The sequence below is a fragment of the Micromonospora sp. NPDC050795 genome, assembly GCF_044456785.1.
Taxonomy (GTDB): domain Bacteria; phylum Actinomycetota; class Actinomycetes; order Mycobacteriales; family Micromonosporaceae; genus Micromonospora.
This window is the reverse complement of record NZ_JBITGE010000001.1, coordinates 158,412-184,369: the sequence shown is the minus strand read 5'-3', so window position 1 is coordinate 184,369 and position 25,958 is coordinate 158,412. Positions and strand designations below refer to the sequence as shown.

The 25,958-nt window shown below is 71.2% G+C and carries 24 protein-coding genes and 1 pseudogene; 11 read left to right on the top strand and 14 right to left on the bottom strand.

Annotated elements, in window-relative coordinates:
• Positions 1-14: 14 nt before the first annotated feature.
• Positions 15-641 carry a MarR family winged helix-turn-helix transcriptional regulator gene (locus tag ACIBEF_RS01045; RefSeq protein ID WP_396790062.1) on the top strand — a complete coding sequence of 209 codons (627 nt, stop codon included), beginning with the start codon at positions 15-17 and terminating at the stop codon, positions 639-641.
• Between the two features lie 28 nt (positions 642-669).
• On the opposite strand, the gene ACIBEF_RS01040 is transcribed toward ACIBEF_RS01045, so the two are convergent.
• Positions 670-2,274 (bottom strand): SpoIIE family protein phosphatase, encoded by a 1,605-nt coding sequence (locus ACIBEF_RS01040; RefSeq protein WP_396790060.1) that lies wholly within the window; start codon positions 2,272-2,274, stop codon positions 670-672.
• Positions 2,275-2,400: 126 nt separating this feature from the next.
• Positions 2,401-3,639, bottom strand: a complete 1,239-nt coding sequence (locus tag ACIBEF_RS01035) for an ROK family protein (RefSeq protein WP_396790058.1) — start codon at positions 3,637-3,639, stop codon at positions 2,401-2,403.
• 78 nt (positions 3,640-3,717) lie between these two features.
• Here ACIBEF_RS01035 and xylA point away from each other — a divergent pair, with 78 nt between their 5' ends.
• The 3 genes from xylA (at position 3,718) to ACIBEF_RS01020 (ending at position 7,871) form a co-directional block, all read left to right on the top strand.
• The gene (gene xylA / locus ACIBEF_RS01030; protein WP_366608097.1) at positions 3,718-4,905 is read left to right on the top strand and encodes a xylose isomerase; all 1,188 of its coding nucleotides are present in this window, start codon (positions 3,718-3,720) and stop codon (positions 4,903-4,905) included.
• A 9-nt stretch (positions 4,906-4,914) separates the two neighbouring features.
• On the top strand, positions 4,915-6,342 hold the full coding sequence (xylB, locus tag ACIBEF_RS01025; RefSeq protein ID WP_396790055.1) for a xylulokinase: 1,428 nt from the start codon (positions 4,915-4,917) through the stop codon (positions 6,340-6,342).
• A 95-nt stretch (positions 6,343-6,437) separates the two neighbouring features.
• Positions 6,438-7,871, top strand: coding sequence for an MFS transporter (locus tag ACIBEF_RS01020; protein WP_396790053.1), 1,434 nt, complete (start codon positions 6,438-6,440; stop codon positions 7,869-7,871).
• A gap of 115 nt (positions 7,872-7,986) precedes the next feature.
• On the opposite strand, the gene ACIBEF_RS01015 is transcribed toward ACIBEF_RS01020, so the two are convergent.
• From ACIBEF_RS01015 to ACIBEF_RS00995, 5 genes are all read right to left on the bottom strand, one after another.
• Positions 7,987-9,660 carry a glycoside hydrolase family 13 protein gene (locus ACIBEF_RS01015; protein WP_396790421.1) on the bottom strand — a complete coding sequence of 558 codons (1,674 nt, stop codon included), beginning with the start codon at positions 9,658-9,660 and terminating at the stop codon, positions 7,987-7,989.
• A 30-nt stretch (positions 9,661-9,690) separates the two neighbouring features.
• On the bottom strand, positions 9,691-10,737 hold the full coding sequence (locus ACIBEF_RS01010) for a LacI family DNA-binding transcriptional regulator (RefSeq protein WP_396790052.1): 1,047 nt from the start codon (positions 10,735-10,737) through the stop codon (positions 9,691-9,693).
• A gap of 69 nt (positions 10,738-10,806) precedes the next feature.
• The gene (locus tag ACIBEF_RS01005; RefSeq protein ID WP_396790050.1) at positions 10,807-11,775 is read right to left on the bottom strand and encodes a carbohydrate ABC transporter permease; all 969 of its coding nucleotides are present in this window, start codon (positions 11,773-11,775) and stop codon (positions 10,807-10,809) included.
• A gap of 1 nt (position 11,776) precedes the next feature.
• A complete protein-coding gene (locus tag ACIBEF_RS01000) occupies positions 11,777-12,823 on the bottom strand; it encodes a carbohydrate ABC transporter permease (protein WP_396790048.1) in 1,047 nt (348 codons plus the stop codon).
• Between the two features lie 70 nt (positions 12,824-12,893).
• Positions 12,894-14,240, bottom strand: coding sequence for an ABC transporter substrate-binding protein (locus tag ACIBEF_RS00995; protein WP_396790046.1), 1,347 nt, complete (start codon positions 14,238-14,240; stop codon positions 12,894-12,896).
• Positions 14,241-14,490: 250 nt separating this feature from the next.
• On the opposite strand from ACIBEF_RS00995, the gene ACIBEF_RS00990 reads away from it, so the two are divergent.
• Positions 14,491-15,264, top strand: coding sequence for a peptidoglycan DD-metalloendopeptidase family protein (locus ACIBEF_RS00990; RefSeq protein WP_357234316.1), 774 nt, complete (start codon positions 14,491-14,493; stop codon positions 15,262-15,264).
• 52 nt (positions 15,265-15,316) lie between these two features.
• On the opposite strand, the pseudogene ACIBEF_RS00985 reads toward ACIBEF_RS00990, so the two are convergent.
• The 5 genes and pseudogenes from ACIBEF_RS00985 to ACIBEF_RS00965 form a co-directional block, all read right to left on the bottom strand.
• Positions 15,317-15,812, bottom strand: a pseudogene (locus ACIBEF_RS00985) (TspO/MBR family protein).
• A gap of 196 nt (positions 15,813-16,008) precedes the next feature.
• Entirely contained in the window at positions 16,009-16,152 is a 144-nt protein-coding gene (locus ACIBEF_RS00980; RefSeq protein WP_165947907.1) for a GPGG-motif small membrane protein, read from the bottom strand.
• Positions 16,143-16,919, bottom strand: a complete 777-nt coding sequence (locus tag ACIBEF_RS00975; protein ID WP_396790044.1) for a metallophosphoesterase — start codon at positions 16,917-16,919, stop codon at positions 16,143-16,145. Before ACIBEF_RS00975 ends, ACIBEF_RS00980 begins: the two co-directional genes overlap by 10 nt.
• 10 nt (positions 16,920-16,929) lie before the next feature.
• Positions 16,930-17,205, bottom strand: a complete 276-nt coding sequence (locus ACIBEF_RS00970) for a hypothetical protein (RefSeq protein WP_355008963.1) — start codon at positions 17,203-17,205, stop codon at positions 16,930-16,932.
• Positions 17,202-17,786: a nucleotidyltransferase gene (locus tag ACIBEF_RS00965; protein WP_396790042.1), complete on the bottom strand. Its 585-nt coding sequence runs from the start codon at positions 17,784-17,786 to the stop codon at positions 17,202-17,204. The genes ACIBEF_RS00970 and ACIBEF_RS00965 overlap by 4 nt, the downstream gene beginning before the upstream one ends.
• A gap of 182 nt (positions 17,787-17,968) precedes the next feature.
• Here ACIBEF_RS00965 and ACIBEF_RS00960 point away from each other — a divergent pair, with 182 nt between their 5' ends.
• On the top strand, positions 17,969-18,637 hold the full coding sequence (locus ACIBEF_RS00960) for a dTMP kinase (protein WP_396790420.1): 669 nt from the start codon (positions 17,969-17,971) through the stop codon (positions 18,635-18,637).
• On the opposite strand, the gene ACIBEF_RS00955 is transcribed toward ACIBEF_RS00960, so the two are convergent.
• Positions 18,622-19,314: an SDR family NAD(P)-dependent oxidoreductase gene (locus tag ACIBEF_RS00955; protein WP_396790040.1), complete on the bottom strand. Its 693-nt coding sequence runs from the start codon at positions 19,312-19,314 to the stop codon at positions 18,622-18,624. The genes ACIBEF_RS00960 and ACIBEF_RS00955 overlap by 16 nt on opposite strands.
• A 158-nt stretch (positions 19,315-19,472) precedes the next feature.
• Here ACIBEF_RS00955 and ACIBEF_RS00950 point away from each other — a divergent pair, with 158 nt between their 5' ends.
• The 4 genes from ACIBEF_RS00950 to ACIBEF_RS00935 all read left to right on the top strand — a co-directional run bounded on the left by ACIBEF_RS00950 (position 19,473) and on the right by ACIBEF_RS00935 (position 23,784).
• The gene (locus ACIBEF_RS00950; protein ID WP_396790039.1) at positions 19,473-20,489 is read left to right on the top strand and encodes an NAD-dependent epimerase/dehydratase family protein; all 1,017 of its coding nucleotides are present in this window, start codon (positions 19,473-19,475) and stop codon (positions 20,487-20,489) included.
• 75 nt (positions 20,490-20,564) lie between these two features.
• Positions 20,565-21,479, top strand: coding sequence for a MurR/RpiR family transcriptional regulator (locus ACIBEF_RS00945; RefSeq protein WP_355008959.1), 915 nt, complete (start codon positions 20,565-20,567; stop codon positions 21,477-21,479).
• Positions 21,476-22,417, top strand: a complete 942-nt coding sequence (gene murQ / locus ACIBEF_RS00940; protein ID WP_396790036.1) for an N-acetylmuramic acid 6-phosphate etherase — start codon at positions 21,476-21,478, stop codon at positions 22,415-22,417. Before ACIBEF_RS00945 ends, murQ begins: the two co-directional genes overlap by 4 nt.
• 377 nt (positions 22,418-22,794) lie before the next feature.
• The gene (locus ACIBEF_RS00935; RefSeq protein WP_091405669.1) at positions 22,795-23,784 is read left to right on the top strand and encodes an RNA polymerase sigma factor RpoD/SigA; all 990 of its coding nucleotides are present in this window, start codon (positions 22,795-22,797) and stop codon (positions 23,782-23,784) included.
• Between the two features lie 72 nt (positions 23,785-23,856).
• Here ACIBEF_RS00935 and ACIBEF_RS00930 read toward each other — a convergent pair whose 3' ends face one another.
• Positions 23,857-24,834, bottom strand: coding sequence for an NlpC/P60 family protein (locus ACIBEF_RS00930; RefSeq protein ID WP_396790034.1), 978 nt, complete (start codon positions 24,832-24,834; stop codon positions 23,857-23,859).
• 501 nt (positions 24,835-25,335) lie between these two features.
• Here ACIBEF_RS00930 and ACIBEF_RS00925 point away from each other — a divergent pair.
• Positions 25,336-25,857: a DUF6232 family protein gene (locus ACIBEF_RS00925; protein ID WP_396790032.1), complete on the top strand. Its 522-nt coding sequence runs from the start codon at positions 25,336-25,338 to the stop codon at positions 25,855-25,857.
• The last annotated feature ends 101 nt before the right edge of the window (positions 25,858-25,958 follow it).

Sequence of the window (25,958 nt, the reverse complement as noted above, 5' to 3'; positions counted from 1 at the left end):
ACCCTGAGGCGAGTATGGCTGCCGCGCTGGATGCGACGGCCGCTGCCCTGCTGGGCATCTGGGAGTCTGCCCGGGAGGGGACCGCCAACCGCGTGTCCGGCGCCCAGTTGCGGGCGGTGATGGTGGTGGAGCAGGACGACGGTATCAACCTGCGTCGGCTCGCCACCCGACTCGACATGCTGCTCAGCTCCGCCAGCCGTCTCTGCGACCGGCTGGTCGCCGCCGGCATGCTGGAGCGTGAGCCGGGCCGCTTCGACCGACGGGAGATCTCGCTGCACCTCACCCCGGAGGCTCGTCGGCTGCTCGCCGAGCTGCGGGCCGACCGCCAGGGCCAACTCGCCGCCGTGCTTGCCGGGATGAGCCGGGAGGGCCGCGACGCGCTGCTGCGCGGAATGCGGGAGTTCGACGAGACCGCCCGCCGCCAGCAGGCGCAGCACGCGCCGGCGTCGGATGAGCCGCCGGGCCAGGGGGACTGGCCGGACGGCCCGGACCGGCCCGGTGGGCGGTCGGGGGACTGGTCGGGCGATTCGGGTCGGCAGACCCGAACGGGGTGGACGGGTTCGTCGGGCGGTCCGGAACGATCGGTCGGCAGCACCAGGGAGTGGCCGGCCGACGGCCCGCCGGTGGCGCGTACCGCCTGATCGAGCCGGCCGGGCGGCCACCCGTCGGTCATGCTGGGACGCCTACGGCCAGCATCGCGATGTCGTCGTGGGCCTGCCCGCCCGCCCAGTCGTCGACAGCGCGGAGCACCCGGTCGATCAGCGCCGCCGGCGGTTGCCCGGCCGCCGCCACGAGCGCGGCCCGCAGCCGGGCCTCGCCGAACATCGCCGCGTCGCGCGGGTTGCACGCCTCGGTCACCCCATCGGTGTACGCGAGCAGCAGATCGCCCGGATCGAGGTGCACCCGGCTCTCGGCGAACCGTGCGGCCGTCAGCGCCCCCACCGGCATGCCACCGACCGGGACCGGGGTGACGGTGCCGTCGGCGGTGACCAGCAGTGGCGCCGGGTGACCCCCGCCGGCGACGCGAAGATCGAGCCCGGTCGGCCCCCGGTCCAGGGAACCGAGCAACAGGGTGGTGAACTGGTTGCGTCGTGCCGCGTCCGGCGCGTCGAACAGCGCCTGGTTGAGCAGGTGGATCAGCTCCAGCGGGCGGTGCTCCACCAGCCTCAGCGTCTGCAACGACTGGCGGACCCGGCCGGTCAGCACCGCCGCGCCCACACCCTTGCCGCACACGTCGCCGAGCGCGAACAGGGCGCCGCGCGGGTGCGGAAACACCTCGTAGAAGTCGCCGCCGATGCGGAGGGTGTCGCCCGCTGCCCGGTAGCCGCCGGCCAGGCTCACGCCGGGCACGACGGGCAGCTCGGGCGGGAGCAGACTGGTGTGCAGCACCCGGGCCAGGTGAGCCTGCTCGCCGTGCAGGTCGGCGGTGGCCAGCGCGGCACCCGCGCGGGTGGCGAACTCCCGGGCCAGCTCCACGTCGCGCCGGTCGAAGTCGGGCCGCCCGGTCCGGCGGATGAGTAGTAGCGCACCAGCCGACCCGCTGGCGCTGAGAAGCGGGCTGACCAGCACCATGCCCGGGGGGCCGAACCCGGGCGGCAGCAGGTCGGCCAGGTCGGTGATCGGGGCGTCCGGCCAAGGGCCTGGTTCGGCCCGGTCGCCGGCCAGCACTTCGGCCAGCCCGGGCACGGAGCCGGTCAGCGCGGGGCTGGCCAGCCCGGTGATCGGGGCGGGCTCGCCGTCGGCGTACCGGATCCATCGGGGGTGCGGCTCGGCCGGCGCTGTCGGTCGGGGCAGTGCGACGGCGACGTCGGCGAGGTAGGGAACGGCGAGCGTGGTGGTGGCCAGGAGGACCTGGTCGCGGTGCAGGGCCAGCGCCAGCCGACTGCCGGCCTGGGCGAGGAACGCGGTGCGGGATCGTTCGGTGAGCAGGGCGTCGGCGCGGGCGTGCTCCTCGGTGACGTCGCGGACGTACCACGCCCACCGGGAGCCGGCGAGTTGCCGTCGGACGCCGCGCAGTCGCCGGCCGTGGTGGTCGGCGTCGAAGTGGTCAGCGCCGCCGGCGACAGCCCGGGCCAGTGCCGCCACCGAGCACCCGGCCAGCTCGGTGCCGGCGTCGATCTCCGGGATCAACTCGGCAGCCATGGCGTTGACCAGGGTGACCCGACCGGCCTCGTCCGTCGTCAGCACGGCCTCGGCGAGCCCGTCGAGCAACTCCCGGGCCAACCGCTCGTCGGCCGGCAACGGGGTGCCGCCGGGTCGCTGGGTCGTGGTCACCGCCGGACGCCGGCTCGCGTCTGACGACGTGTGCGCATGCTGCTTCTCGACTCCTCACCGGGGATCGTTTGCCTGACAGCAAGGGTACCGATTCCCCCCGACAGCGATGCACGGCGCGGGTGGCGATCAGCCGGCGCGGGCCAACCAGCCGGCGGGCTGGGCGACGATCCGGCGGGCCACCGAGCCGGCGGCGCCTACCGCGGCGGCCTCCGCGCCGAGCGTCGACGGACGGACCGTGACCGGCGACCAGGCCGCGGTGAGCACCCGGGCACCGATCTCGGCGAGGACCGGGGGGCACAGCCAGGGCGCGAGCGCCGCGTAACCGCCACCGAGCACCACGGTGTCCAGGTCGAGCAGATTGACGACGCCGGCCACCGCGACGCCGAGTGCCGTTCCGGCGTCGCGCAGCGCCCGCAGCGCGTCGGCGTCGCCGGCCTCGGCCAACTCGGCCAACCGGGCCGTCGCGGTGTCTGCGGGAAGCTCCGCCCGGGCGAGCCCGGCGGCGGTCACGATCGCCTCCTGACCGGCGTACTGCTCCAGGCAGCCCTGCCCGCCGCAGCGGCACGGACGGCCCTCGGGGTGCACGGGGAGGTGCCCGATCTCGCCGCTCCACCCGCGTACGCCGCGAAACAGCGCGCCGTCCAGCACGATGCCGGCACCGATGCCCACCTCGCCGGAGATGTGCAGGAAGCTGGACGTGCCGGTGGGCTGCGAGTGCAGTTCGCCGAGCGCCGCGAGGTTGGCCTCGTTGTCCACCACCAGTGCGGGGATACCGGGCACCTGCTCGATCAGCGGAGGGTGCTCGGCGAGGAGCGCCGGCACCGGCACGTCATGCCAGCCGAGGTTCGGCGCGAGCCGGACGAGCCCGGCGTCGTCCACCAGGCCGGGCACCGCCAGGGCGGCCCCGACCAGGGTGAGGCCGCGCCGGGCGGCGTCCTCGCGGGCTGCCCCGGCCATCTCGACAAGGCGGGCCAGGGCGTCGGCGGGGGCCACCGGGCGCAGGTCGGCCCGGTGCACGGTGCGGTGCCGGACCTGGCCGGCGAGGTCCACCACGCAGACCGCCAGGTAGTCCACGTTGACCTCCAGCCCGAGCCCGGCCGGCCCCTGATCGGCCAGGACCAGTCCGCGCGCCGGGCGGCCGGCTCCCGAGCGGGGTGCGGGGTCGGACTCACTGACCAGCCGGCCGGCGAGCAGGTCTTCGACCACCGCGGACACGGTGGCTCTGGTCAGGCCGGTAGCGGTCGCCAGGTCGGCCCGGGAGGGAGGTCGGTCGGCCGTGGCGATCCGGCCGAGGACCAGGGCGAGGTTGAGCTCGCGCAGGCTGCCCTGACGGACAGCGCCGGCCGGGGCGTGGGTGAGGCTCACCCCTTGACAGTGCCATAGGGTGGGCAAATAATTCAATCGCTGAACAAATAGCGGACAACACCACCCCGGAGGTTGCTCATGGCACCCCGTCCCACCCCCGCCGACAAGTTCTCCTTCGGGCTCTGGACCGTGGGCTGGCAGGCCCGCGACCCGTTCGGTGACGCCACCCGTCCCGAACTCGACGCGGTCGAGGCAGTGCACCGGCTCGCCGAGCTGGGCGCGTACGGCATCACCTTCCACGACGACGACCTGATCCCGTTCGGCGTCGACGCTGCCACCCGGGACCAGCACATCGCCCGGTTCCGCAAGGCCCTCGACGAGACCGGCCTGGTGGTGCCGATGGTCACCACCAACCTGTTCACCCACCCGATCTTCAAGGACGGCGGCTTCACCAGCAACGACCGCGACGTCCGCCGGTACGCGCTGCGCAAGGTGCTGCGTCAGGTCGACCTGGCCGCCGAGCTGGGTGCCAGCACGTTCGTCATGTGGGGTGGCCGCGAGGGCTCCGAGTACGACCTCGCCAAGGACGTCCAGGCCGCCCTGGACCGCTACCGCGAGGCCGTCAACCTGCTCACCCAGTACTCCATCGACAAGGGCTACAACCTGCGGTTCGCCCTGGAGCCCAAGCCCAACGAGCCGCGCGGCGACATCCTGCTGCCGACCATCGGGCACGCGCTCGGCTTCATCTCGCAGTTGGAGCACCCCGAGCTGGTCGGCCTCAACCCGGAGGTCGGGCACGAGCAGATGGCCGGGCTCAACTACGCCCACGGCATCGCCCAGGCGCTCTGGCAGGGCAAGCTGTTCCACCTGGACCTCAACGGCCAGCGCGGCATCAAGTACGACCAGGACCTGGTCTTCGGCCACGGTGACCTGATGAACGCGTTCGCCCTGGTGGACCTCCTGGAGAACGGCGGCCCCAACGGCGGTCCGGCCTACGACGGCCCCCGGCACTTCGACTACAAGCCGTCCCGCACCGAGGACATGGACGGCGTGTGGGCCTCCGCGGCGGCCAACATGAGCACCTACCTGCTGCTCAAGGAGCGGGCGGCGGCGTTCCGCGCCGACCCCGAGGTGGTCGAGGCGCTCGCCGCCAGCAAGGTCGGCGAGCTGAGCACGCCGACGCTCGGCGACGGCGAGGGCTACGAGGAGTTCCTGGCCGACCGGTCCGCGTTCGAGGACGTCGACGTCGACGCGGTGGCCGCTCGGGGCTTCGCCTTCGTGCGGCTCAACCAGCTCGCCGTCGAGCACCTGCTCGGCGCCCGCTGAGGCCCCGCCATGCCGTTGGTCGCGGGCGTCGACTCGTCCACCCAGTCCTGCAAGGTGGTGATCCGGGACGCGGAAACCGGCGCCCTGCTCCGGCAGGGCCGGGCACCGCACCCGGACGGCACGGAGGTCGACCCGGAAGCCTGGTGGCAGGCACTGCGTAGCGCCGCCGACCAGGCCGGCGGGTTGGCCGACGTGGCGGCGATCTCCGTCGCCGGCCAGCAGCACGGCATGGTGTGTCTCGACGAGGACGGCCGGGTGGTCCGCCCGGCGCTGCTGTGGAACGACACCCGGTCCGCCGACGCCGCCGCCGACCTCATCGAGGAGGCCGGCGGCGGCTCGGCCGGGAGTCGGTTCTGGGCCGAGGCCACCGGCAGCGTTCCGGTGGCCAGCTTCACCCTCACCAAGCTGCGCTGGCTGGCCACGCACGAGCCGGAGCGGGCAGCCCGGGTGGCGGCCGTCTGCCTGCCGCACGACTGGCTGACCTGGCGGCTGGCCGGAGCACCGGGGCTGGACGCGCTGCGTACCGACCGGGGTGATGCCAGCGGCACCAGCTACTGGTCGCCGGCCACCGGGCAGTACCGGCTGGACCTGCTGGAGCGGGGCTTCGGCCGGCGGTTGGTGCTGCCCGAGGTGCTCGGTCCGGCGGATTCGGCGGGAAAGCTGTCCGACGTACTGGGTGGGCCGGGCGGGGCCCTGCTCGGTGCGGGCACCGGGGACAACGCCGCCGCCGCGCTCGGTGTCGGCGCCGGGCCCGGTGACGTGATCGTCTCGATCGGCACCTCCGGCACCGTGTTCAGCGTCGCCGACGTGCCCGCCGCTGACGAGAGCGGTGCGGTGGCGGGCTTCGCCGACGCGTCCGGTCGCTTCCTGCCGCTGGTCGCCACGCTCAACGCGGCCCGGGTGCTGGACGCCGCCGCGGCGATGCTCGGCGTCAACCTGGACGAGCTGGCCGAGCTGGCGCTCTCCGCGCCGGCCGGGGCGGACGGGCTGGTCATGGTGCCGTACCTGGAGGGTGAGCGGACGCCGAACCGACCGCTCGCCACCGGTGCGGTGCACGGCCTGACCCTGCGTACGTCGACCCCCGCGCACCTGGCGCGGGCCGCCGTGGAGGGCATGCTCTGCGCGCTCGCCGACGGGTTGGACGCGCTGACCGCGCAGGGCGCTACCGCTCGCCGGGTCATCCTGATCGGCGGCGGTGCCCGGTCGGCCGCGGTGCGGCAGATCGCCCCACAGGTCTTCGGCTGCCCGGTCGTCGTCCCACCGGCCGGGGAGTACGTCGCTGACGGTGCCGCCCGGCAGGCCGCCTGGGTCGCCCTGGGCGGCGACGAGCCGCCGGTCTGGGCGGTCGAGGGCACCGAGGAGTACGCGGCGGCGGCCGTCCCCGCGGTGCGCGACCAGTACGCCGCGGCGCGGGGGTTGGTGCTCGACCGGCGCTGACCGTCGGGATCGACGCGCGGGTGGGTGCCGGTCACCGTCGACCGGCACCCACCCGCGTGACGACCTCCTGCACGCGGTCTGGTTGGCTGCCGGTCATGACGGTGACCAGTGGCGGGCCCGGCCTGCGCCCGCACGGTCGGGGTGGTGGGCGGGCGCACCGGTTGTACAGCGTGGCGGTGTTCGTGCTGCTCGCCTCGCTGGACAACGTGGCGATCGGGCTGGTATCCCCGCTGTACGGCCCGATCTCCGACGCGTTCGACGTGTCCGGTCGGCTGCTCGGCGTGGTCACCGCGGTCAGCTTCCTGGTCAGCGCGGTCGCGGCGGTCGGCTGGGCGTACGTCGGTGACCACACCAACCGCAAACCGCTGCTCATGGTGGGCACCCTGCTCTGGGCGGCGGGCACCGGCGGCAGCGCCCTCGCCGGCGGCTACCTGACGTTCCTGGCCGCGCAACTGGTCGCGGCGGTCGGTCTCGGCGCGGTCGGGTCGGTGGGCTTCTCCGTGGTGACCGACCTGATCTCGCCGACCCGACGCGGGCTGGTGATGAGCTTCTGGGGTCTCTCCCAGGGGGTCGGCACCCTCGCGGGCACTCTCCTCGGCGGGCTGCTCGGGGCTGCCGACTGGCGTCGGCCGTTCCTGCTGTTGACCGGCGTCGGCCTCGTCGCCACGGTGGCCTACCTGTTCACGTACGACGTCCGGCGTGGCCAGAGCGAGCCGGAACTGGCCGGCAGGTTGGACGCCGGCGCCGAGTACGACTACCGGATCAGCCGCGCCGACGTGCCGCGCATCCTGGCCCGGCGGACCAACCGGTGGCTGATCCTGCAGGGTCTGACCGCGCAGGCCGCCTTCGGCTCGTTGGTCTGGCTGCCGGTGCTGTTCGCCGAACGGGCCGAGGCCCAGGGCTACTCCACGTCGACAGCTGTGGTGGTGGGCAGCGTCTTCGCCACCCTGTTCCAGCTCGGTGGGGTGCTGTCCATCGTGGGCGGGTTGATCGGTGACGCCGTGCAACGGCGTACCCCGCGAGGGCGGGCACTCGTCGCCTCGATCGGCATCCTCGCCGCGCTGCCGTTCTACCTGGTGTTGTTCTTCGTGCCGGTGACCATCGACGTGCCGGACGGCGCGAGCGGCGGCGCGGTGGTGGGTGCGGTACTGGCCAGTGTGTTCACCGAGCCGTCGGTCGGGCTGAGCCTGCTCACCGCCGTCGTGGCGCTCGCGTTGACGTCGGCCAACTCGCCGAACTGGTTCGCGTTGATCGCCGACGTCAACCCACCGGAGCACCGGGGCACTGTCTACAGCCTGGGCAACCTGGTGAACGGGGTCGGTCGCGCCGCCGGGAACGGGCTGGTCGGGGTGGCGTTCCAGGCGCTGCGAGTGGCGTTCCCACCACCGCTGAACTTCGCCGTCGGGCTGGCCGCGTTCCAGCTCTTCTTCATCCCGACGGGGATCATGTACTGGCTCGCCTCGCGAACCTCACCGGCGGACATCGACAACGTGCACGACCTGCTGCACGCCCGGGCCGACCGCCTCTGACCGCCGCCCTGTTCTTCCTGATCCGCGCACCATCAGGGAAGGTACTGCCTCGGGCGAGCGTGAGGGGCCAACATCCCTGATGGTGCGCGGATCCTGGCCCCTCACGGCGTGTGGATCAGGCCCGCAGCCAGACGGTGACGTCGGCCGGGAGCGCACCGTCGTCGTCCAGGGGCGCGCTGGCGGCGAGCACCTCGGCGTTGGCCGGCACCGGCACCGGGGCGGCACCGAAGTTGGTCAGCACGGTCAGGTCACCGTTGCGGAAGCTCAGCACCTCGTCGCCCGAGGACAACCACTCCAGGGTGCCGCGACCCAGCCCGTGGGCACGGCGCAACCGCAACGCCGTGCGGTACAGCTCGTACGTCGAACCGGGCACGTCGCGCTGGCGGTCCAGCGCGTACTCCGCCCAGAGCGCGGGCTGCGGCAACCAGCTCGCGTCGGTCGGCCCGAAGCCGTACGACGGGGCGTCTGCCTCCCACGGGATCGGCACCCGGCAGCCGTCCCGGCCGCGCTGGGTGTGCCCGCTGCGTGCCCAGGTCGGGTCCTGCCGGGCCTCGTCGGGCAGGGTGGTGTGCTCGGGCAGCCCCAGCTCCTCACCCTGGTAGAGGTACGCCGAGCCGGGCAGCGCCAGCATCAGCAGGGTGGCCGCCCGGGCCCGGCGCAGACCGAGTGCGGCGTCCGGCTGCGGGTCGCCGATGCCGATGCCGTTGGGGCGTACGGTGCCGATCGGCAGGCCGAGCCGGGAGGCGTGCCGCACCACGTCGTGGTTGGACAGCACCCAGGTGGTCGGTGCGCCGACCGAGTCGGTCGCCTCCAACGAACGGGTGATCACCGCGTACTGGGCCGGTGCGCTCCACGCGGCGAGCAGGTACTCGAAGTTGAACGCCTGGTGCATCTCGTCCGGGCGGACGTAGCGGGCCAGCCGCTCGGCCGGTTCCACCCAGGCCTCGGCCACCAGCACCCGCTCGCCGGGGTAGCTGTCCAACACCTGCCGCCACTGCCGGTAGATCTCGTGCACGCCGTCCTGGTCCCACATCGGCGGGCGAGGCTTGTCGATCTCGTTGCCGGAGAGGATCTCCTGCGGCTCCTGCCAGTCGGCCAGGTCGGCCTGCTTGATGAGGCCGTGCGCCACGTCGACCCGGAAGCCGTCCACCCCGCGGTCCAACCAGAAGCGCAGCACGTCCAGGAACTCCGCGTGCACCTCCGGGTTGTCCCAGTTGAGGTCCGGCTGCCCGGTGTCGAACAGGTGTAGGTACCACTGGCCGGGCTGTCCGTCGGCGTCGACCGTCCGGGTCCAGGCCGGACCACCGAAGACGCTCTGCCAGTCGTTCGGCGGCTGGTCGCCGGCCGGACCACGGCCGTCCCGGAAGACGTACCGCGACCGTTCCGCGCTGCCGGGCGCGGCCGGCAGCGCGGCCTGGAACCAGCGGTGCGCCGACGAGGTGTGGTTCGGAACCAGGTCGACGATCACCCGCAGGTTGCGGGCCTGGGCCTCGGCGATCAGCTTGTCCGCGTCGGCGAGGGTGCCGAACAGCGGGTCGATGTCGCGGTAGTCGGCCACGTCGTAGCCGGCGTCGGCCTGCGGCGAGGGGTAGAAGGGGGAGAGCCACACCGCGTCCACGCCCAGCTCGACCAGGTGGTCGAGGCGGGCGGTGATGCCGGGCAGGTCACCGATGCCGTCCCCGTCCGAGTCGGCGAACGAGCGGGGGTAGATCTGGTAGATGGCGGCCTCGGTCCACCAGCCGGTGGCCGGGGGACCGGAGGGGGTCTGCTGCGTCGAGTCGGTGTTCAGGGTCGTCTCCCGTGTTGCGGTGTGTGGACTTCAGTGTGCCCGGGGCGGTGCTGTCGAGTCCCGGACCACCAACCGGATGGGCAGGACCACCGGAGTGTCGCAACCGGCACCCCGTTGACTGACGATGGGCCCCGGAGGCCGGGCCCCGAGCGGGTCGAGCAGCATCTGGGCGGCCAGCCGGCCCTGCTCGGCGGCGGGCTGGGCGACGGTGCTGAGCCCGAGCACACCGGCCAGGTCGTGGTCGTCGATGCCGACCACGCTGACGTCCTGCGGCACCCGCAGCCCGACGTCGCGCAGGGCGGTCATCGCGCCCATCGCCATCTCGTCGCAGGCGGCGACGATCGCGGTCGGTGGCTCGCCGCGGGCCAGCAACTCGGCGGTGGCCCGGTTGCCACCGTCGATGGTGAAGGTGGACTCGATGTCCAGGGTGGGGTCGGGTCGCAGGCCGGCGCAGCGCAGCGCCGCCTGGTAACCCCGGCGTCGGTCGAGGTGGGTGGTGAAGGCCAACTCGTCGTCCGGGTCGCCGGAGATGTGGGCGATCCGGTGATGGCCGAGGTCGATCAGATGCTTGGTCGCGACCCGCGCGGCCGCCACGTCGTCGATCCGTACGCACGGCCAGTTGGGCACCCTGCTGCCCGAGCTGATGGTGACGCCGGGCAGTTCCAGCGTGGCCAGCGCGGTCAGGTCGGCCGGACGCAGGGGTGTGGCGACGAGCATCATGGCGTCCACCCGCTTGTGCAGGTTGGCCGTCCGCAGGACCCGCTGGCGCACCTGCTCCCGGCCGCCCAGGTTGTAGAGCAGCAGGTCGTAGCCGGACTGGTGGAGGTACTCCTCGACCGCCTCGACGACGGTGCTGAAGAACCAGCGGGTGATCCGGGGGACCACCACCGCCACCGTGCCGGTCCGGCCCCCGGCGAGCCGGGACGCGCTCGGCGAGACCTCGTAGTCGAGTTGCTCGGCGGCGGCGAGCACCCGGCGCCGGGTGGCGGCCGAGACCGTCGGTAGTCCGCGCAGCGCCCGCGAGACGGTGGCCGTGGAGACTCCGGCCAGCCGGGCCACATCATCGATCCTCGTCACGGTTTCCCCCGCTCGGTGCCCGGAGCGCCCGCCGCCGCCCGAGGGGCCAGGCGGCGGCGGGCGCGCGGGTCAGCCCTTGACGCTGCCGGCGAGCAGACCTCGCACGAAGAAGCGCTGCAGGGACAGGAACACGATGAGGGGTACGACGATGCTGACGAACGCACCGGCGGTCAGGCGCTGCCACTCGTTGCCCCGGGTGCCTGCCATCTCGGCGAGCCGGACGGTGAGCGGGGCGGTCTCGTTGCCGCCACCGGCGAAGATCAGTGCCACCAGCAGGTCGTTCCAGACCCAGAGGAACTGGAAGATGCCGAACGCCGCCAGCGCCGGGGTGATCAGTGGCAGCACGATGGTGCGGAAGATCTTCGGGTGGGTGGCGCCGTCGACGCGGGCCGCCTCCATCAGGTCCCCCGGCAGTTGCGAGATGAAGTTGTGCAGCAGGAAGACGGCGAACGGGAGCGCGAAGCAGGTGTGCGCGAACCACACCTGGGCGAACTTCTGTTCGTCGACCAGGTCCCAGGCCGGCATCAGCGTGACGCCGCCGAGGGTGACGCCGGTGGAGAAGAACTTCAGCAGTGGCACCAGGGCCATCTGCAGCGGCACGATCTGCAACGCGAAGATCGCGATGTAGACCCAGTCCCGACCGCGGAAGTTGATCCACGCCAGCGCGTACGCGGCGAGGCAGGCGAAGGCGAGCGGGAAGAGCACCGACGGGATGGTGATCGCCAGCGAGTTGATGAAGGAACCGGCGAGCTGCCCCGAGGACGCCGACCGCCCGAACAGAACCTGCTCGTAGTTCTCGAACGTGAACTGGGGGTTGGTGAAGGCCGTCCACCAGCCGGTGGTCTTGATCTCGTCCTCCGGCCGGAGGGAGGAGACGAGCAGGCCGAAGGTCGGGATCGTCCAGACCACCGCGATGGCGATCGAGACGAGCGTCGCGGTACGGCTGTTCAGCCGCTTGCGAACCCGGCCGGCCGTGGTGCTCGGGGTGTCGTCGGTCTTCTGGGCGCCGGCGGCGACGGTGGGCGTTGCGGTGGTCATCTCAGCCCTCCCGCTGCTGACGGAGGTTGCGGATCTGGTAGATCACGACCGGGATGACCAGGATGAAGAGGAAGACCGCGAGCGCGGAACCCTGCCCGTTCTGGCCGTACCGGAACGCCTGGTTGTACATCTCGCTGGCGATCACGCTCGTGTCGTAGTTGCCGTTGGTCGAGGTCCGGACGATGTCGAAGACCTTGAGCGTGGCGATGGTGAGCGTCACCACCACGACGATGAGCGCCGGCCGGATGCTCGGCATGGTGATCTGCCAGAACATCTGCCACGGGCTGACGCCGTCGAGCCGGGCGGCCTCGACGATGTCGCCGGGGATCGCCTTGATCGCGGCGGAGAGCACCACCATGGCGAAACCGGCCTGGATCCAGACCATGATGACGATCAGCAGCAGCGTGTTCAGGGGTGATTCGAGGAGCCACTGCTTCGGTTCACCGCCGAGGCTGACCACGATCTGGTTGAGCAGACCGATCTGGTCGCCCTCACCCCGGTAGGCGTAGACGAACTTCCAGATGATGCTGGCGCCGACGAAGGAGATGGCCATCGGCAGGAAGATCAGCGACTTCGCCACCGCCTCGAACCGGGCCTTGTCCACGAGTACGGCGTAGATCAGGCCGAAGCCGGTCGCCACCAGCGGGACCAGGAGCACCCAGACCAGAGTGTTGATCAGGACCCGGACGATCGAGTCGTCGGAGAACATCCAGCCGTAGTTGCGCAGGCCCACCCAGTTGGTGCTGCTTCCATCCATCAGGGAGAGCAGCGTGGTGCGAATGGCCGGCACGACCAGGCCGACGACGAGCAGCAGCAGAGTCGGCAGCAGGAAGAAGAAGGCAAAGAGCCCTTCCCGCTGCTTGCGTCGGCGGGGCAGCGGGCCCCCGCCCACTGAGGCGGCGACGAGCTGGGCCTCCCGCCGACGGGCGAACCAGGCCGGCACCACGTCGAGCAACACGAGTAGACCGCCCACGACCACCACGAAGGCGACCAGCCCGTACATCAGCATGAGGAACTTCGGCTGCTGATCGGCGAAGTCGAACGTCATCAACCCTCCCTTCCGGGTCCACCTCGGCCGGTGGCCCGGCCCGCGACAGCGGACCGGGCCACCGCCGGGATCACTTAGGCCAGCTGCTCTCGATGCCCTGGAGCACCGGGGCGGTCGCCTTGCCGTTCAGCCAGTCGACCATGCCCTTCCAGAACGTTCCCGCGCCGACTGCTGCCGGCATCAGGTCGGATCCGTCGAAGCGGAAGGTGCCCGTCTTGTCCTGGAGGATCTGGACGGACAGCTTGTCGATCGGGCTGGCGACGTTGGCGATGTCCAGCTTGTTGTTCGCCGTGACCCAGTTGCCGAGCTTCGCGCGGCTGTTCACGTACTCCGCCGAGACGAGGTAGGTCTGCACGGCCTGGACCTCGGGACGGTCGGCGTAGCCGACGACGAACTCGCCCGCGCCCAGCACCGGCTTGCCCTTGGCCGGGTCGATGGCCGGGAAGTAGAAGGCGAACGCGTCGCCGTCCTCGGCCACCTTGGTGCCCTCGGGGAACTGGTTGGCGTAGAACGACGCCTGTCGGTGCATCGCGCACTTGCCGGTGGTCACCGGCAGGCCCGCCTCCTGGAAGGCGGTGGTGGTGATGCTCTTGACGCCGCCGAAGCCACCGTTGACGTACTTCTCGTTCTTGAGGATGCTGCCGGCGCGGTCGACCGCGTCGACGATCTTCGGGTCGTTGAACGGGATGGCGTGGGTGGTCCACTGGTCGTAGACCTCGGGACCCTGCGTACGCAGGACCACGTCCTCGATCCAGTCGGTGGCCGGCCAGCCGGTGGCGTCACCGGACTCGACGCCCGCACACCACGGCTTGGTGCCGCTGGCGGCGATCTTGTCGCTCAGAGCGATGAGCTGGTCCCAGGTGGTCGGAACCTCCCAGCCCTTCTCCTTGAACGTCTTCGGCGAGTACCAGACGAAGGACTTCACGTTGGCGCCGAGCGGCACGCCGTAGAGCGTCCCGTTCACGGTGCCGTACTTCAGCCAGTCGGCCGGCATGTTCTGCTCGGCGAGGGCCTTGGTGTCGGCGCCGAGGGACTTCAGCTTGCCGGCGTCCGCGAAACGCTTCACCAGGCCCGGCTGCGGCACGAAGGCGATGTCGGGGGCGTTGCCACCGTCGACCCGGACGGGGAGCTGCGCCTCGAACTCGCCGCTGCCCTCGTAGTCGATCTCGATGCCGGTGCACTCGGTGAACTGCGACCACGACCGCTCCAGCAGGTCGGCCTCGGCGTCACGGATGGACGCGTAGATGGAGACCTTCTTGCCGTCGTGACCCTGGTACTTGTCGTATGCGGCGCACTCCGCGGAACCCGCTTTGCTGCTCTTCTTGTCGTCGCCGGTACCGCAGGCGGTGGCGCTGAGCGCCAGCCCGACTACACCGGCGATCACGAAGGCCTGGCGTGGTCTGGTAAAGACCGCCATGCCGTCCTCCTTCCTAGCCGGCGCGGTCGTGCTGGTGACCCGTCGCCGGTCCGATTGGGCGTGCACACATGTAAGCGCTTGCATCCGGCCCGGTCCACCCCCTGTCAGACACGAGCGAGTAACAATCCGGAAACCTGCGGGCTGCCTGGTGGGCGCGTTTCCGGGACAGGCTGAGGACTCTTTCGAAGATTGACGATATCTGTCAGGCTAGCCCGACCGGATCGAAGGTTTTCGACATAGGAGGAGCTGTATGCGAAAGCGGTGGATCAGCCTGTTGGTGACGGGTCTCCTCGTCGGGGGAGCGCTGGTGCCGGCGACCCCGGCCCTGGCCGCGCCGACCTTCAGGGTGCCGTTCCCGTGCGGGCAGTCCTGGTCCGGGCAGACCCGGTCGGACCACAGCCCGGCGTACGCCGTCGACTTCAACCGCACCGACGACCAGGGCGACCCGGTGGTGGCGAGCGCCCCCGGCACCGTCGACCGGGTGACCGACCTCGGCGGCACCAGCTACGGCAAGTACGTCCGAATCAACCACGGGGGCGGTTACAGCACGTACTACGCCCACCTCAGCGGCTTCAACGTCTCCGTCGGGCAGACGGTCGGGTACGGCAAGGTGCTCGGCTGGGTCGGCAGCACCGGCGGATCGACCGGCCCCCACCTGCACTACGAGCAGCGCCTCAACGGCGCCGACATCCAGGTCCGCTTCAACGGCACCCTCGCGCTGTACTGGGGCACCAAGAGCTACACCAGTAACAACGGGTGCTCCTCGGGCAGCGGCAACGGCACCGTCGACACCAGCGGCACGCCACTGACCGTCCGCTCCGGCCCCGGCACCGGGTACGCCTCGGTGGGCACCGTCGCCGACGGCACCCGGGTGACGATCGCCTGCCAGACCAGTGGCACCACGGTCACCGGCACGTACGGCACCAGCTCGATCTGGGACCGGATCGGCTCCGGCCGCTACATCGCCGACGCGTACGTGTACACCGGCTCCGACGGCTACATCCCGGGCGTGCCCCGCTGCTGACCCGGTGACTGTCACGGTCCCCGGCGGGCGCGCGCCGCCGGGGACCGTGCGGTCAGTTGTTGAGTTGCCAGATCGCCAGGTTCAACGCGGCGGCGAAGGTGACCCAGGCCCAGTACGGCAGCAGCAGCGCCGTCGCCACCCGGGACACCCGGGCGAACAGCGCCACGGTCAGGCCGATCGCCAGCCACATCAGCACGATCTCGGCGAACGCGAGACCGTACCGCCCGGCGCCGAAGAACAGCGGGGTCCAGATCGCGTTGAGCACCAGTTGGGCGGTCCACGCCCAGAGGGCGGGGGAGAAGCCGACCCGGCGCCACACCAGCCAGCCGGCCACCGCGATCAGCGCGTAGAGCAGTGACCAGACCGGGCCGAAGAGCCACGAGGGCGGGGCCCAGCCGGGCTGCCGCAGGTTCGCGTACTCCTCGGTGGTGCCCTGCACGCCCAGGCCGCCGATCGCGGCCGCGACGATGACCGCCGCCGCGAAACCGGCGAGGGGCCCACCAGGCCCGCCGCCCGGAGGCCGCCGGCGCGTCCTGAGACATCTCCATGGTCGAGATATTTCCCCCCGGGGTCGGCTTAAACCGCCGAGCCCTCGGGGTCGGCAAACCGGCGAGCCGAAGGGCGGTTCACCGGGTCGGCAGCCACAAAAAAGCGCCGGGATCGCCGCGGCCGGTGCTTCTGTCGGGAGGACGAAGCTCCGGTCGCGGCGACCCCGACGGGTCCCGGTGTTCGAAGGTATGAGCGCTAATTGAAGATGCTGACACCACCCGGGCCGACCAACAGCCCGACAACGATGAGGACGACGCCCCACAGGATCTGCCGGCGGAACAGCGCGAGGATGCCGGCGACCACGAGTACGACTGCGAGAATCCAGAGAATCAGCTCCATGACCTCTGACTACCCGACTGGCCGATCGGGGAAACCTGGTCGGTGTCGAGTTGATCCCCGACATGAAAGACGCTGTACGCCTGCTTGATCACCGGGTGCGCGACGTTGCGGACGCGTACCCCGCCGGGGGTCGTGCCGCGCTCGGTGCCGGCGTGCGCGTGCCCGTGCACGGCCAGCGCCGTGGGCGCCGAGTCGATCGCCTGTCCCAGCTGGTACGACCCCAGGAAGGGGTAGATCTCCAACGGCTCGCCGGCCAGCGTGTCCGGCACCGGCGAGTAGTGGGTGAGCGCGACCAGCATGTCGCAGTCCAGCGAGCGCAGCGCCGCACCGAGACGGTCCGCGCTCTCGGTGGTGGTCCGCACGAAGGACTTCATCTCCGGCTCGCCGAAGTCACTGGCGCACCGCCCGGCGAACCCGCCGCCGAAGCCCTTGACGCCGGCGATGCCGAGCCGGCCACCCGCGCAGTCCAGCACGACGCCGTTGCCCTCCAGCACCGTGATGCCCGCGTCCTCCAGCACCTTGACCACCTGTGGCACCTGGTCACACTGGTGGTCGTGGTTGCCCAGCACGGTCACCACCGGTACGGCCAGGCCGCCGAACTCCTCTGCCACGCAGCGCGCCTCGGCCTCGGTGCCGTGCCGGGTCAGGTCCCCGGCCAACAGCAGCACATCAGCGCACTCCGGCAGCTCCTCCAGCGCCGGTCGGAACCGGCCGACCACGTCCTCGTCCAGATGCACGTCGCCCACAGCGGCAATCCGGATCACCATGGAACCTCCCTCAGGGCAGTTGCTCGATCTCCGTGGGCGCTTGGGCGCGGATCACCCCGATGTCGCTGGTGACCGGCACGTCCGGGAAGCGCTCGGACACCCGACGTAGGATCTCGTCCCGTCGGTGCGGACTCTCCACCTCGCCGTAGAGCACGAGGGCGCGTTCCCGTCGAACCACTGTGATCCCCTGTTCGGCGACGGCGGGGTCCTCGACGAGCAGCCGTTGGATCTCCGCCTCGACGTACTCGTCGGGTGGCCCGGTGTCGATGTCGCGATGGTGGGTCACGATGTCCCCTCTCCTGGTTGGGTGCCGGCGACCGACACCACCTCCAGCCGGTCCAGCAGCACCAGGAACGCCTCGGCGTACGGCGAGTGCTGCGTCTCCTTGCGTACCCGTTCCCAGTCGATCTGCTCCCGCAGTGAGCGGGCCAGCGGCAGGCCGCGGGCGAAGTCGCAGTAGTGCTGGGAGAAGCTGAGCAGTTTGTGCACCATCAGCTGGGTCGCGGACAGCACCGGCATGCGAATCGCGTCCACCGGTCGGACGACGGTGTCGGCGAACGTCTCCTCGGTGACCGGAGTCTCGATCGGCCGGTGGATCAGGTCCACCATCCGGCCGTCGTCGAAGACCTTCACCAGCCAGTCCTCCGGCGGACGCTCCGCGACGAAACCGGCGGCCACCAGGGCCTCCAGTGCCTCTTCCACGTCGGCCTCCCGGATCAGGAAGTCGACGTCGTGATCGCTGGAGTGCCCCCCGTGGGCGTAGACCGCGAAGCTGCCGCCCAGGGCGAACGGAATCTCGGACTGCTTGAGCACGGCGGCGACCTTCTTGAGGGTGTGCACCAGACTCTCGTCTCCGCGCTCAGCCATCTGGTTCCTCCGTCGTCGTGTTGGTGGACCGGCGGTTGGATTTCGAACTCCGGTACCCGGCACTCCGGTCGTCCACACCTGCTGGTGTCTCGGTCGGGCGTCAACAGGGATGAAGCACCACAAACCTCGCGGACCACGTGCGTGGGTCGGATAACCTGTGGAGAGTGGCCAGATCATCGGGGATGCGACGACGCAAGGCCCGATTGCGCACCGTCGCCCTGATCGGAATCGACGGTTCGGGTAAGACCACGCAGGCACACCGGCTGGCCGACGCGCTGAACGCCGCCGGGCGCCCCGCCACCTACCGCCGCAACGCCAGTGGCCGCCGCTGGCTCGGTCGGATCGCCCAACGCCTCGGCCGGCCGGACGCGCAGCGGCTCGTCGGTCGCGACGGCGTGCTGGCCGTGGAGTCGGTACTGCGCTGGCTGGCCATCGCCATCGCCCTGATCAGCTGTCTGCTCACCGGCCGGACGGCGGTGATGGACCGCTACTCGGCCTGCCAGTACGCGAGCATCCGGGCGCACGGCGGGCAGCGCTGGGAGCGGCTCGCCCGGGCCGGCTACCGGCTGTTCCCGACGCCGCAGGTGACCTTCCTGCTCGCCGTCGACCCGGCGGAGGCGTACCGGCGTATCGAGGAACGCGGCACCGACCACGAGACGATGGGGTGGTTGACGGCCGCCGACACCGCCTACCGGGCACTGCCCGAGTACCCCAGCTTCGTGCTGGTGGACGCGGGCCGCACGGCCGAGGAGGTGACCGAGCAGATTCAGGCGCACCTGGAGACCTGGCTACCGCCGTCCGCCCGGGGCGGAGAGGACCTCGGCCCGGTGGTGGCTCAGGCCCGCCCGTAGACCGGCACCGTGGCGCCGCTGGTCGGGGCGGAGTCCGCCGACGCGAGGAACCGGATCACCGGCGCGATCTCGGCCGGGGTGACCCAGCGGGAATGGTCGGCGTCGGGCTGGGCGGCCCGGTTCGCCGGGGTGTCGATGACGCTGGGCAGCAGCGTGTTGCAACGGACGTTCTGCGAGCGGTACTCCACCGCTACCGCGTTGGCGAAGGCCAGCACCGCCGCCTTGGCCGTCGAGTAGCCGGCCGCGCCCCGGAACGGGGTGACCGCCGCGCGGGCCGAGACGCAGACCACCGCGCCGCCGCCGGACGCCACCAGGTGCGGGAGCGCGGCCTGGGTGACCAGATAGGTCGGCCGCAGGTTGACGGTGAGCATCCGCTCGAACTCCTCGACCGGGGTCTCGTGGACCAACCCGCCGCTGGCGTACCCACCGACGAGGTTGACCACCGCGCGCAGCGGCGCCGCCGGGTCGCCGGCCGCGGCCTCGACCGCCTGCGCCGCGCCCGCCGGCTCGCCCAGGTCCGCGACCACGCGGACCAGCCCGGCCACCGCCGGCTCCGACCCGGGCCGGGCCTTCCGCTCGGGTACGACCACCCGCCAGCCCGCCTCGACGAACGCGGTGACGACCGCCCCGCCGAGCCCGCCGGAACCCCCGGTCACCAACACGCTGCGCTCTCCCATAAGCCCCACGCTAGTGCCCCCCCGCCCTTCGAGCGCCTCCGTCGATCATGAAGTTGTTGCCGTGACACGCCGATCCGAGGGGCGACAACTTCATGATCGCGGTCTGCCGTCGGCAGATTGGTTGGGTTGTTCGGACCTCGGGGGCGCAGGATCGGCGGATGCGGATCCTCATTCTCGGTGGCACCCAATTCCTCGGTCGGGCCACGGCGCAGCTCGCCGTCGAACAGGGTCACGAGGTGACCTGCGCGGCCCGGGGCGTGTCCGGCGCGGTGCCGGCCGGGGCGCGGTTCGTGGCGGCCGACCGGGATGATCCCGAGTCGCTCGTCCCGCTCGCCGCCGGGGGCTTCGACGTCGTGGTCGACGTGACCCGCCAGATCAGCCACGCCCGGCACGCGCTCGCCGCGCTCGCCGACCACGTCGACCACTGGTCGTTCGTGTCGACGATCTCGGTGTACGCGGATCACACCACGCCGGGCCAGACCGCTGCGGGCGCGCCGATCCTGGCGCCCGCCCCGCCGGACGTGGACGGTCCGGTCGGCCCGGACCACCGCTGGTACGGCGAGTGCAAGGTGAGCATCGAGGAGCTGGTCCGGGAGCGGGTGGGCGTGGACCGCTCGTTCATCTGCCGGGCGGGGCTGATCGTCGGCGCGGAGGATCCGAGCGACCGTTTCCCGTACTGGGTGCGGCGGCTGTCGGCCGGTGGCGAGGTGCTGGCCCCCGGGCGCCCGACCGATCGGGTGCAGTTCGTGGACGTCGCCGATCTGGCGCGTTGGTTGCTGCACGCCGCCGGCACCGGCCTCGGCGGCACGTACGACGGCTCCGGTCCGGCGATGTCCCGGGCCGACCTGTTGGCCGGGGTGGCCGCCGGGCTGGGCGTCGCCGATCCGGCCCTCACCTGGGTCGACCAGGAGTTCCTGCTGTCCCACGACGTGCGCGAGTGGTCGGGGGAGCGGGCGCTGCCGCTCTGGGTGCGACTGCCGGAGACCGCCGGCCTGATGGACCGGGACGTCCGACCGGCCCTGGACGCCGGTCTGACCGTCCGTCCGCTGGTCGATACCGTTCGGGCGACGGCGTCGTGGATGGCCGCACACCCGGCGGCCGTCCGGCAGGGTGGACTCGACCCGGCGGATGAGGCGGCGATCCTGGGAAAGTGGCAGGCTGTGCGGGACCGGTGATCCCGGCGATCGAAGTTTCCCCCACGTCGGACAGTCATAGTTGACGCTCACGCTTGGTGAAAGTAAGTTTCACCCGTGGCGAAGAGTCCGAAGATTTCTGCGAGTCACGAGCCCGGTGGGCTGATCGTCCACATCAGCGGGCTGTTGCCATCGCTGTCGCCCGCCGAGCAGCGGGTCGCCCGGCTGGTCGTCTCCGACCCGGCGGCCGCCGCCCGACGGACAATCACCGACCTCGCCACCGCAGCCGAGACTTCCGAGGCGACGGTCATCCGGTTCTGCCGCTCGGTGGGCATGGACGGTTACCCCCAACTGCGCATCCGCCTCGCCGCCGAGGCCGCCCGCCGGATCGAGCCACCGGACGCCCGCGTCGTCGGCGGTGACATCCCGCCCGGCGCCGACCTCGCCCAGATCATCGCCACCATCGCGTTCAACGACGCCCGCGCCGTCGAGGAGACCGCCGAGCAACTCGACCCCGCCGTCTGCGAGCAGGTGGTCGAGGCGATCAGCGGTGCCGCTCGGATCGACATCTACGGGGCCGGCGCCAGCGGGTTCGTCGCCTCGGACTTCCAGCAGAAGCTGCACCGCATCGGCCGGATCGCCTTCTACTTCCCGGACGTGCACACCGCGCTGACCTCGGCCGCCCTCCTGGGCCGGGGAGACGTGGCGATCGGCATCTCGCACACCGGCACCACCTCCGACGTGATCGAGGTGCTGGAGCAGGCCCGTACCCGCGGTGCCGTGACCGTGGCGCTGACCAACTTCCCGCGCTCGCCGATCACCGACGTGGCGGACTTCGTGTTGACCACGGCGGCCCGGGAGACCACCTACCGCTCCGGCGCGACGGCCAGCCGGCTGGCCCAGCTCACAGTGGTCGACTGCCTCTTCGTCGGAGTGGCGGCCCGCAACCGCGCCCGGGCACGCAAGGCCCTGGAGGCGACCGCCGAGGCGGTCCAGTCGCACCGGGTGGGTGCCAACCGGAGGCGGGCATGACGGCCGGTGCGGAGATGCCCGCACGGCCCGCTCGCCCCACGGTCCGGGTGGGTGCCCCCACCGAACGACGTAACCCGCACAGCGTCGACCTCGACCTGATGTCGACCCGGGACGTGCTCACCGTGATCAACGAGGCGGACCGACGGGTACCCGCGGCGGTCGCCGCGGTGCTCGACGAGATCGCCACCACCGTCGACCTGGCTGTCGCGGCGCTACGCGGCGGTCACCGGGTGCACTACTTCGGGGCCGGCACCTCCGGCCGGCTGGGCGTGCTCGACGCGGCCGAACTGGCCCCCACCTTCAACTCGCCCCGACACTGGTTCTGCGCACACCTCGCGGGAGGCCCGGACGCCATGTGGCGGGCCGTCGAGGACGCCGAGGACGACGACCGGGGCGGCGCGGTCGAATCGGCCAGTTGTGTACGGGCCGGGGACCTGGTGGTCGGTCTGGCGGCCAGCGGACGCACCCCGTACGTCCTCGGGGCGCTGTCCGCGGCCCGCGCCAAGGGCGCCTCGACGGTGCTGCTCTGCGCCAATCCGGAGGCGGAGGCCGCCCGGTCGGTCGACGTGTTCATCGGGGTGGACACCGGACCCGAGGTGGTCACCGGGTCGACCCGGATGAAGGCGGGCACAGCGCAGAAACTGGTGCTCAACACGTTCTCGACCGCCGTCATGGTGCGTCTGGGCCGGGTCTACTCGAACTTCATGATCGATATGGTGGCCACCAACGCGAAACTTCGCGGACGAATGATCTCGATTCTGGTCGAGGCCACCGGTTGCTCGGAGGAGCTTTCCCAGCAGGCCCTCACCGACGCCGACGGGGACCTGAAGACGGCGCTCGTCGCCCTTGTCTCGGGTGCCGAGATCGACGCTGCCCGGGCCGCGCTGGCCCGCTCGGCCGATCAGGTGCGCGGCGCCCTCGCCCTGCTCGCCTCGTAGCGCCCCCGTCCCCCGGGAAGCGAATCGGCCCTCGGATTGTTCATCTGGCCGGGGGGTAATAACACCCCCGTGAATGAACCGACCGGCTCACCGGCGCGTATCTGGCAGTGACCAGGATCGCATCATGGTGGTGATCCGGGTCGCTGTGCCCCCGCGACGGGCGGTGTTGCCATGGTGCGGTAACCCGTACGTGGTGCCCAGTGGCGAGCCACCCGACGGGTGCTGACAGCAAACATGGACCGTGCTCTCAGCTACTACTCAGGCATTCGTGACACTTTCGACTCACGACCAGGAATCCCCGACACGTCTCATCTGTTGTGTAGGTGTCAGCACCGATGGGCACAGCAGAAGTTACCAGGGGCTGACAGGTGTGGGGAATGGCAAGGAACCGGGCAACCGGCGCGAGCGAGGGGACCGTGGGCAACGTGGACAAGAACATCGGCATGCGAACCGACGAGGTTGCCGAGGAGCGCGACCTGGTCGGCGTCTACCTGCACGAGATCTCCCGGACGCCACTGCTGGACGCCGCCAAGGAGGTCGATCTCTCCAAGGCGATCGAGGCCGGCCTCTACGCCGAGCACCTGCTCGGTGAGGAAGCCGTTCCCGCCGGTGTCGACCGGGCCGACCTGGAATGGCTGGTCGTCGAGGGCGAGCGGGCGAAGGACCTCTTCATCCGCGCCAACCTCCGACTGGTCGTGTCGATCGCCCGGCGCTACGTGCGCTCGGGGATGCCCATGCTGGACCTGATCCAGGAGGGCAACACCGGCCTCGTCCGGGCGGTCGAGAAGTTCGACTACGAGCGCGGCTACAAGTTCTCCACCTACGCCACCTGGTGGATCCGGCAGGCGATCAGCCGGGCGATCGCCCAGCAGGAGCGCACCGTCCGTCTGCCGGTGCACCTGGTGGAGGACGTCAACCGGATGCGCAACGTGGCCCGGCAGCTGACCCGTGAGTTGGGCAGCGACCCGGAGCCGGAGCAGATCGCCAACGCCCTCGGCGTCACCGTCGAGCGGGTGAACGAGCTGCGCCGCTGGTCGCAGGACACCGTTTCGCTCGACACCCCGGTGGGCGACGACGGCGACACGAACCTCGGTGACCTGGTCGCCGACAGTGACGCGCCGTCGCCGGAGGACATCGTTCTCAGCGGCCTGGAGCGGCAGCGCATCGAGGGGCTGCTCAACCACCTCGACGACCGGTCCGCCGGCATCATGCGGGCCCGCTACGGGCTGGAGGACGGCCGGGAGCACTCGCTCACCGAGGTCGCGTCACGGTTCTCGCTGTCCCGCGAGCGGATCCGGCAACTGGAGATCCAGGCCCTCGGCCGGCTCCGTGAGCTGGCCCGGGCGGAGGGGCTGCAGGCGGCCTGACCTGGTAGTAATGACGGCGAACGGCCGGCGTCCGATAGGGGGACGCCGGCCGTTCGCCGTCAGTGACAGTGGTTAGCGGACCCGGCCGTAACCGTGGATGGACATCATGTTCATGCCCCGCTTGAGCACGTTGCGACCGGCGCTGGGCGCGTCGATCACCTGACCGTCGCCGACGTAGAGGGCGACGTGCCCCAGCCCGCTGTAGAAGATCAGGTCGCCGGGGCGTAGCTCGCCCCGCCCGATGTGGGCGACAGCGCTCCACTGCATCCGGGCGCTGTGCGGCAGCGACTTGCCGGCCGCCCGCCAGGACGCCAGGGTCAGCCCGGAACAGTCGTAGCCGTCCGGCCCCTCGCCCGCCCACTTGTACGGCTTCCCGATCGCCCCGAACGCGTAACGCACCGCTGTTCCGGCAGCACCGGACACGGCGGGCACGTTCCTGGACTCGGCCGTCGCTGCCGTGGGCTCGGGTCGCTCGGTGGCGGCCCCGTACGCCTGCCGGCGCAGCTCGTACAGCTTGGCCAGGTCCTGTTCGATCTGCTTCTTGGCCGTGGCGAGCTGACGGGCCTGTGCGGCCTGCCGGGTCAAGGTCGTGCCCAGGCGGGCCTTCTCGTCGAGCAGCTGCCGCTGGTCGGCGGTGAAGCCGGAGATGCTCTCCTGCCGCTGGCGGGTCAGCTGCTCGATCGTGCCGAGCCGGTCCAGCAGCGCAGCCGAGCCGCCCGCGCGCAGCAGGGCGTCCGCGGTGCGCAGACCGCCACTCTTGTACGCGGTGGAGGCGATCTCGGCCACGTCGGCCCGGCTCTGCTCGACCTGCTGTTCGAGCGGGCCGATGCGGGTCTGTAATCGGGCCACGGCGGCCTCGTTTGTCTTGATCTCCTCACGCAACTTGTTGTACGACTCGACGACCCGCTCCAACTCGGCCGAGGACGTCTCGATCCGGCGGGTCAGGTCGGCGGGGGACGGCTCGGCCTGGGCCACCGCCGTCGGGGCGATCAGCGCGGCCGACATGCCGACCAGCGCCACGGTGCGCAGCAGATTTCTCAGGGATGACAAGAGCGGAAGGCCCCTCTCCCACGGCCGCCGGGGCTGCTGACGCCCTCGACGACACCGGCCGGGGCCACCCGGGCGGACGGCACTGGGCCGGACCGGCTCGCCCAACCTAACCCGAGACGGATGTGACTCGCAGTTGAAGCAGGGGCGAAAGTTGGGAGAGTTGCGGGTCGGGCCGGTGGGCTGGGTGGCGCCATCGTGGCTGATGACACCTGCGAACGAAGGAACATCGTCCTTTTCGCGGCGTACTGACAGATTTATGACTTTCGTCGTTCCGGGCTTATGCCGCCGGATTCCTGGTGGCCATAACCGATAAAAGCTGAAATGGATGCGGTTTATCGGCGATCTCACCCAGTCGGGGTGAGCTGTCGTGACCCGGTAAATGCCCAGGTCGACTGGCGGTGCCGCAACACAATGAAGTTCGGAGCCGGGAATCCCGTCGGCAGACAGCGATGACTGTCGCCAGCGAGCCCACTCGGCCAACCGTCCCCTTCGGGAGGAACCGTGAATCGTGAAGGCGCAAAGACGCGACCGCCGCGAACGGTGCCGGGCGCCCGGTCGACCCTGCTGTACGCGCGGCCCGGCATCATCGTGACCGTCGACCGGTTCACCATCGGTCGAAACAGTTACCGGGTCGCCGACCTGACCCATCTGCGTACCACCCGGGGTCCGCACGACCGGATCGCCGTCCGGGCCGTGGTCATCACCGCCAGCATGCTCGGCGGTGTGGGGGTGCTTCTCGGCTTCACCGGCGGTCTGCACCGACTCACCGCCGGTGCGTACCTGATTCTCGGCGCCGTGTTTCTGCTCCCGGCCGCTCTCGCCCTGGTCGGCGATCGCTGGCGCCCGCCGCCACACGAACTGTGGGGGTGGTACCAAGGCTCGGAGGTGCTGCTGTTCAGCGCCGACGACGAACGGCAGTTCGGCCAGGTCACCCGGTCGCTGCTCCGGGCCCGGGAGGTCAACCGCTACGGCAGTTGGGTCGACCCGATCGCGGAAGCGGACCCGTGGCGGCCCAACCGCTGATGCGGCGCGACCGGTCCACGTGACCCTCTGGCGGACTGACCATTCTGGGCAGTGCAGACCCTTACGCCCCAGCCGGCCGTGTTTCGGCCGTTGACGCACCA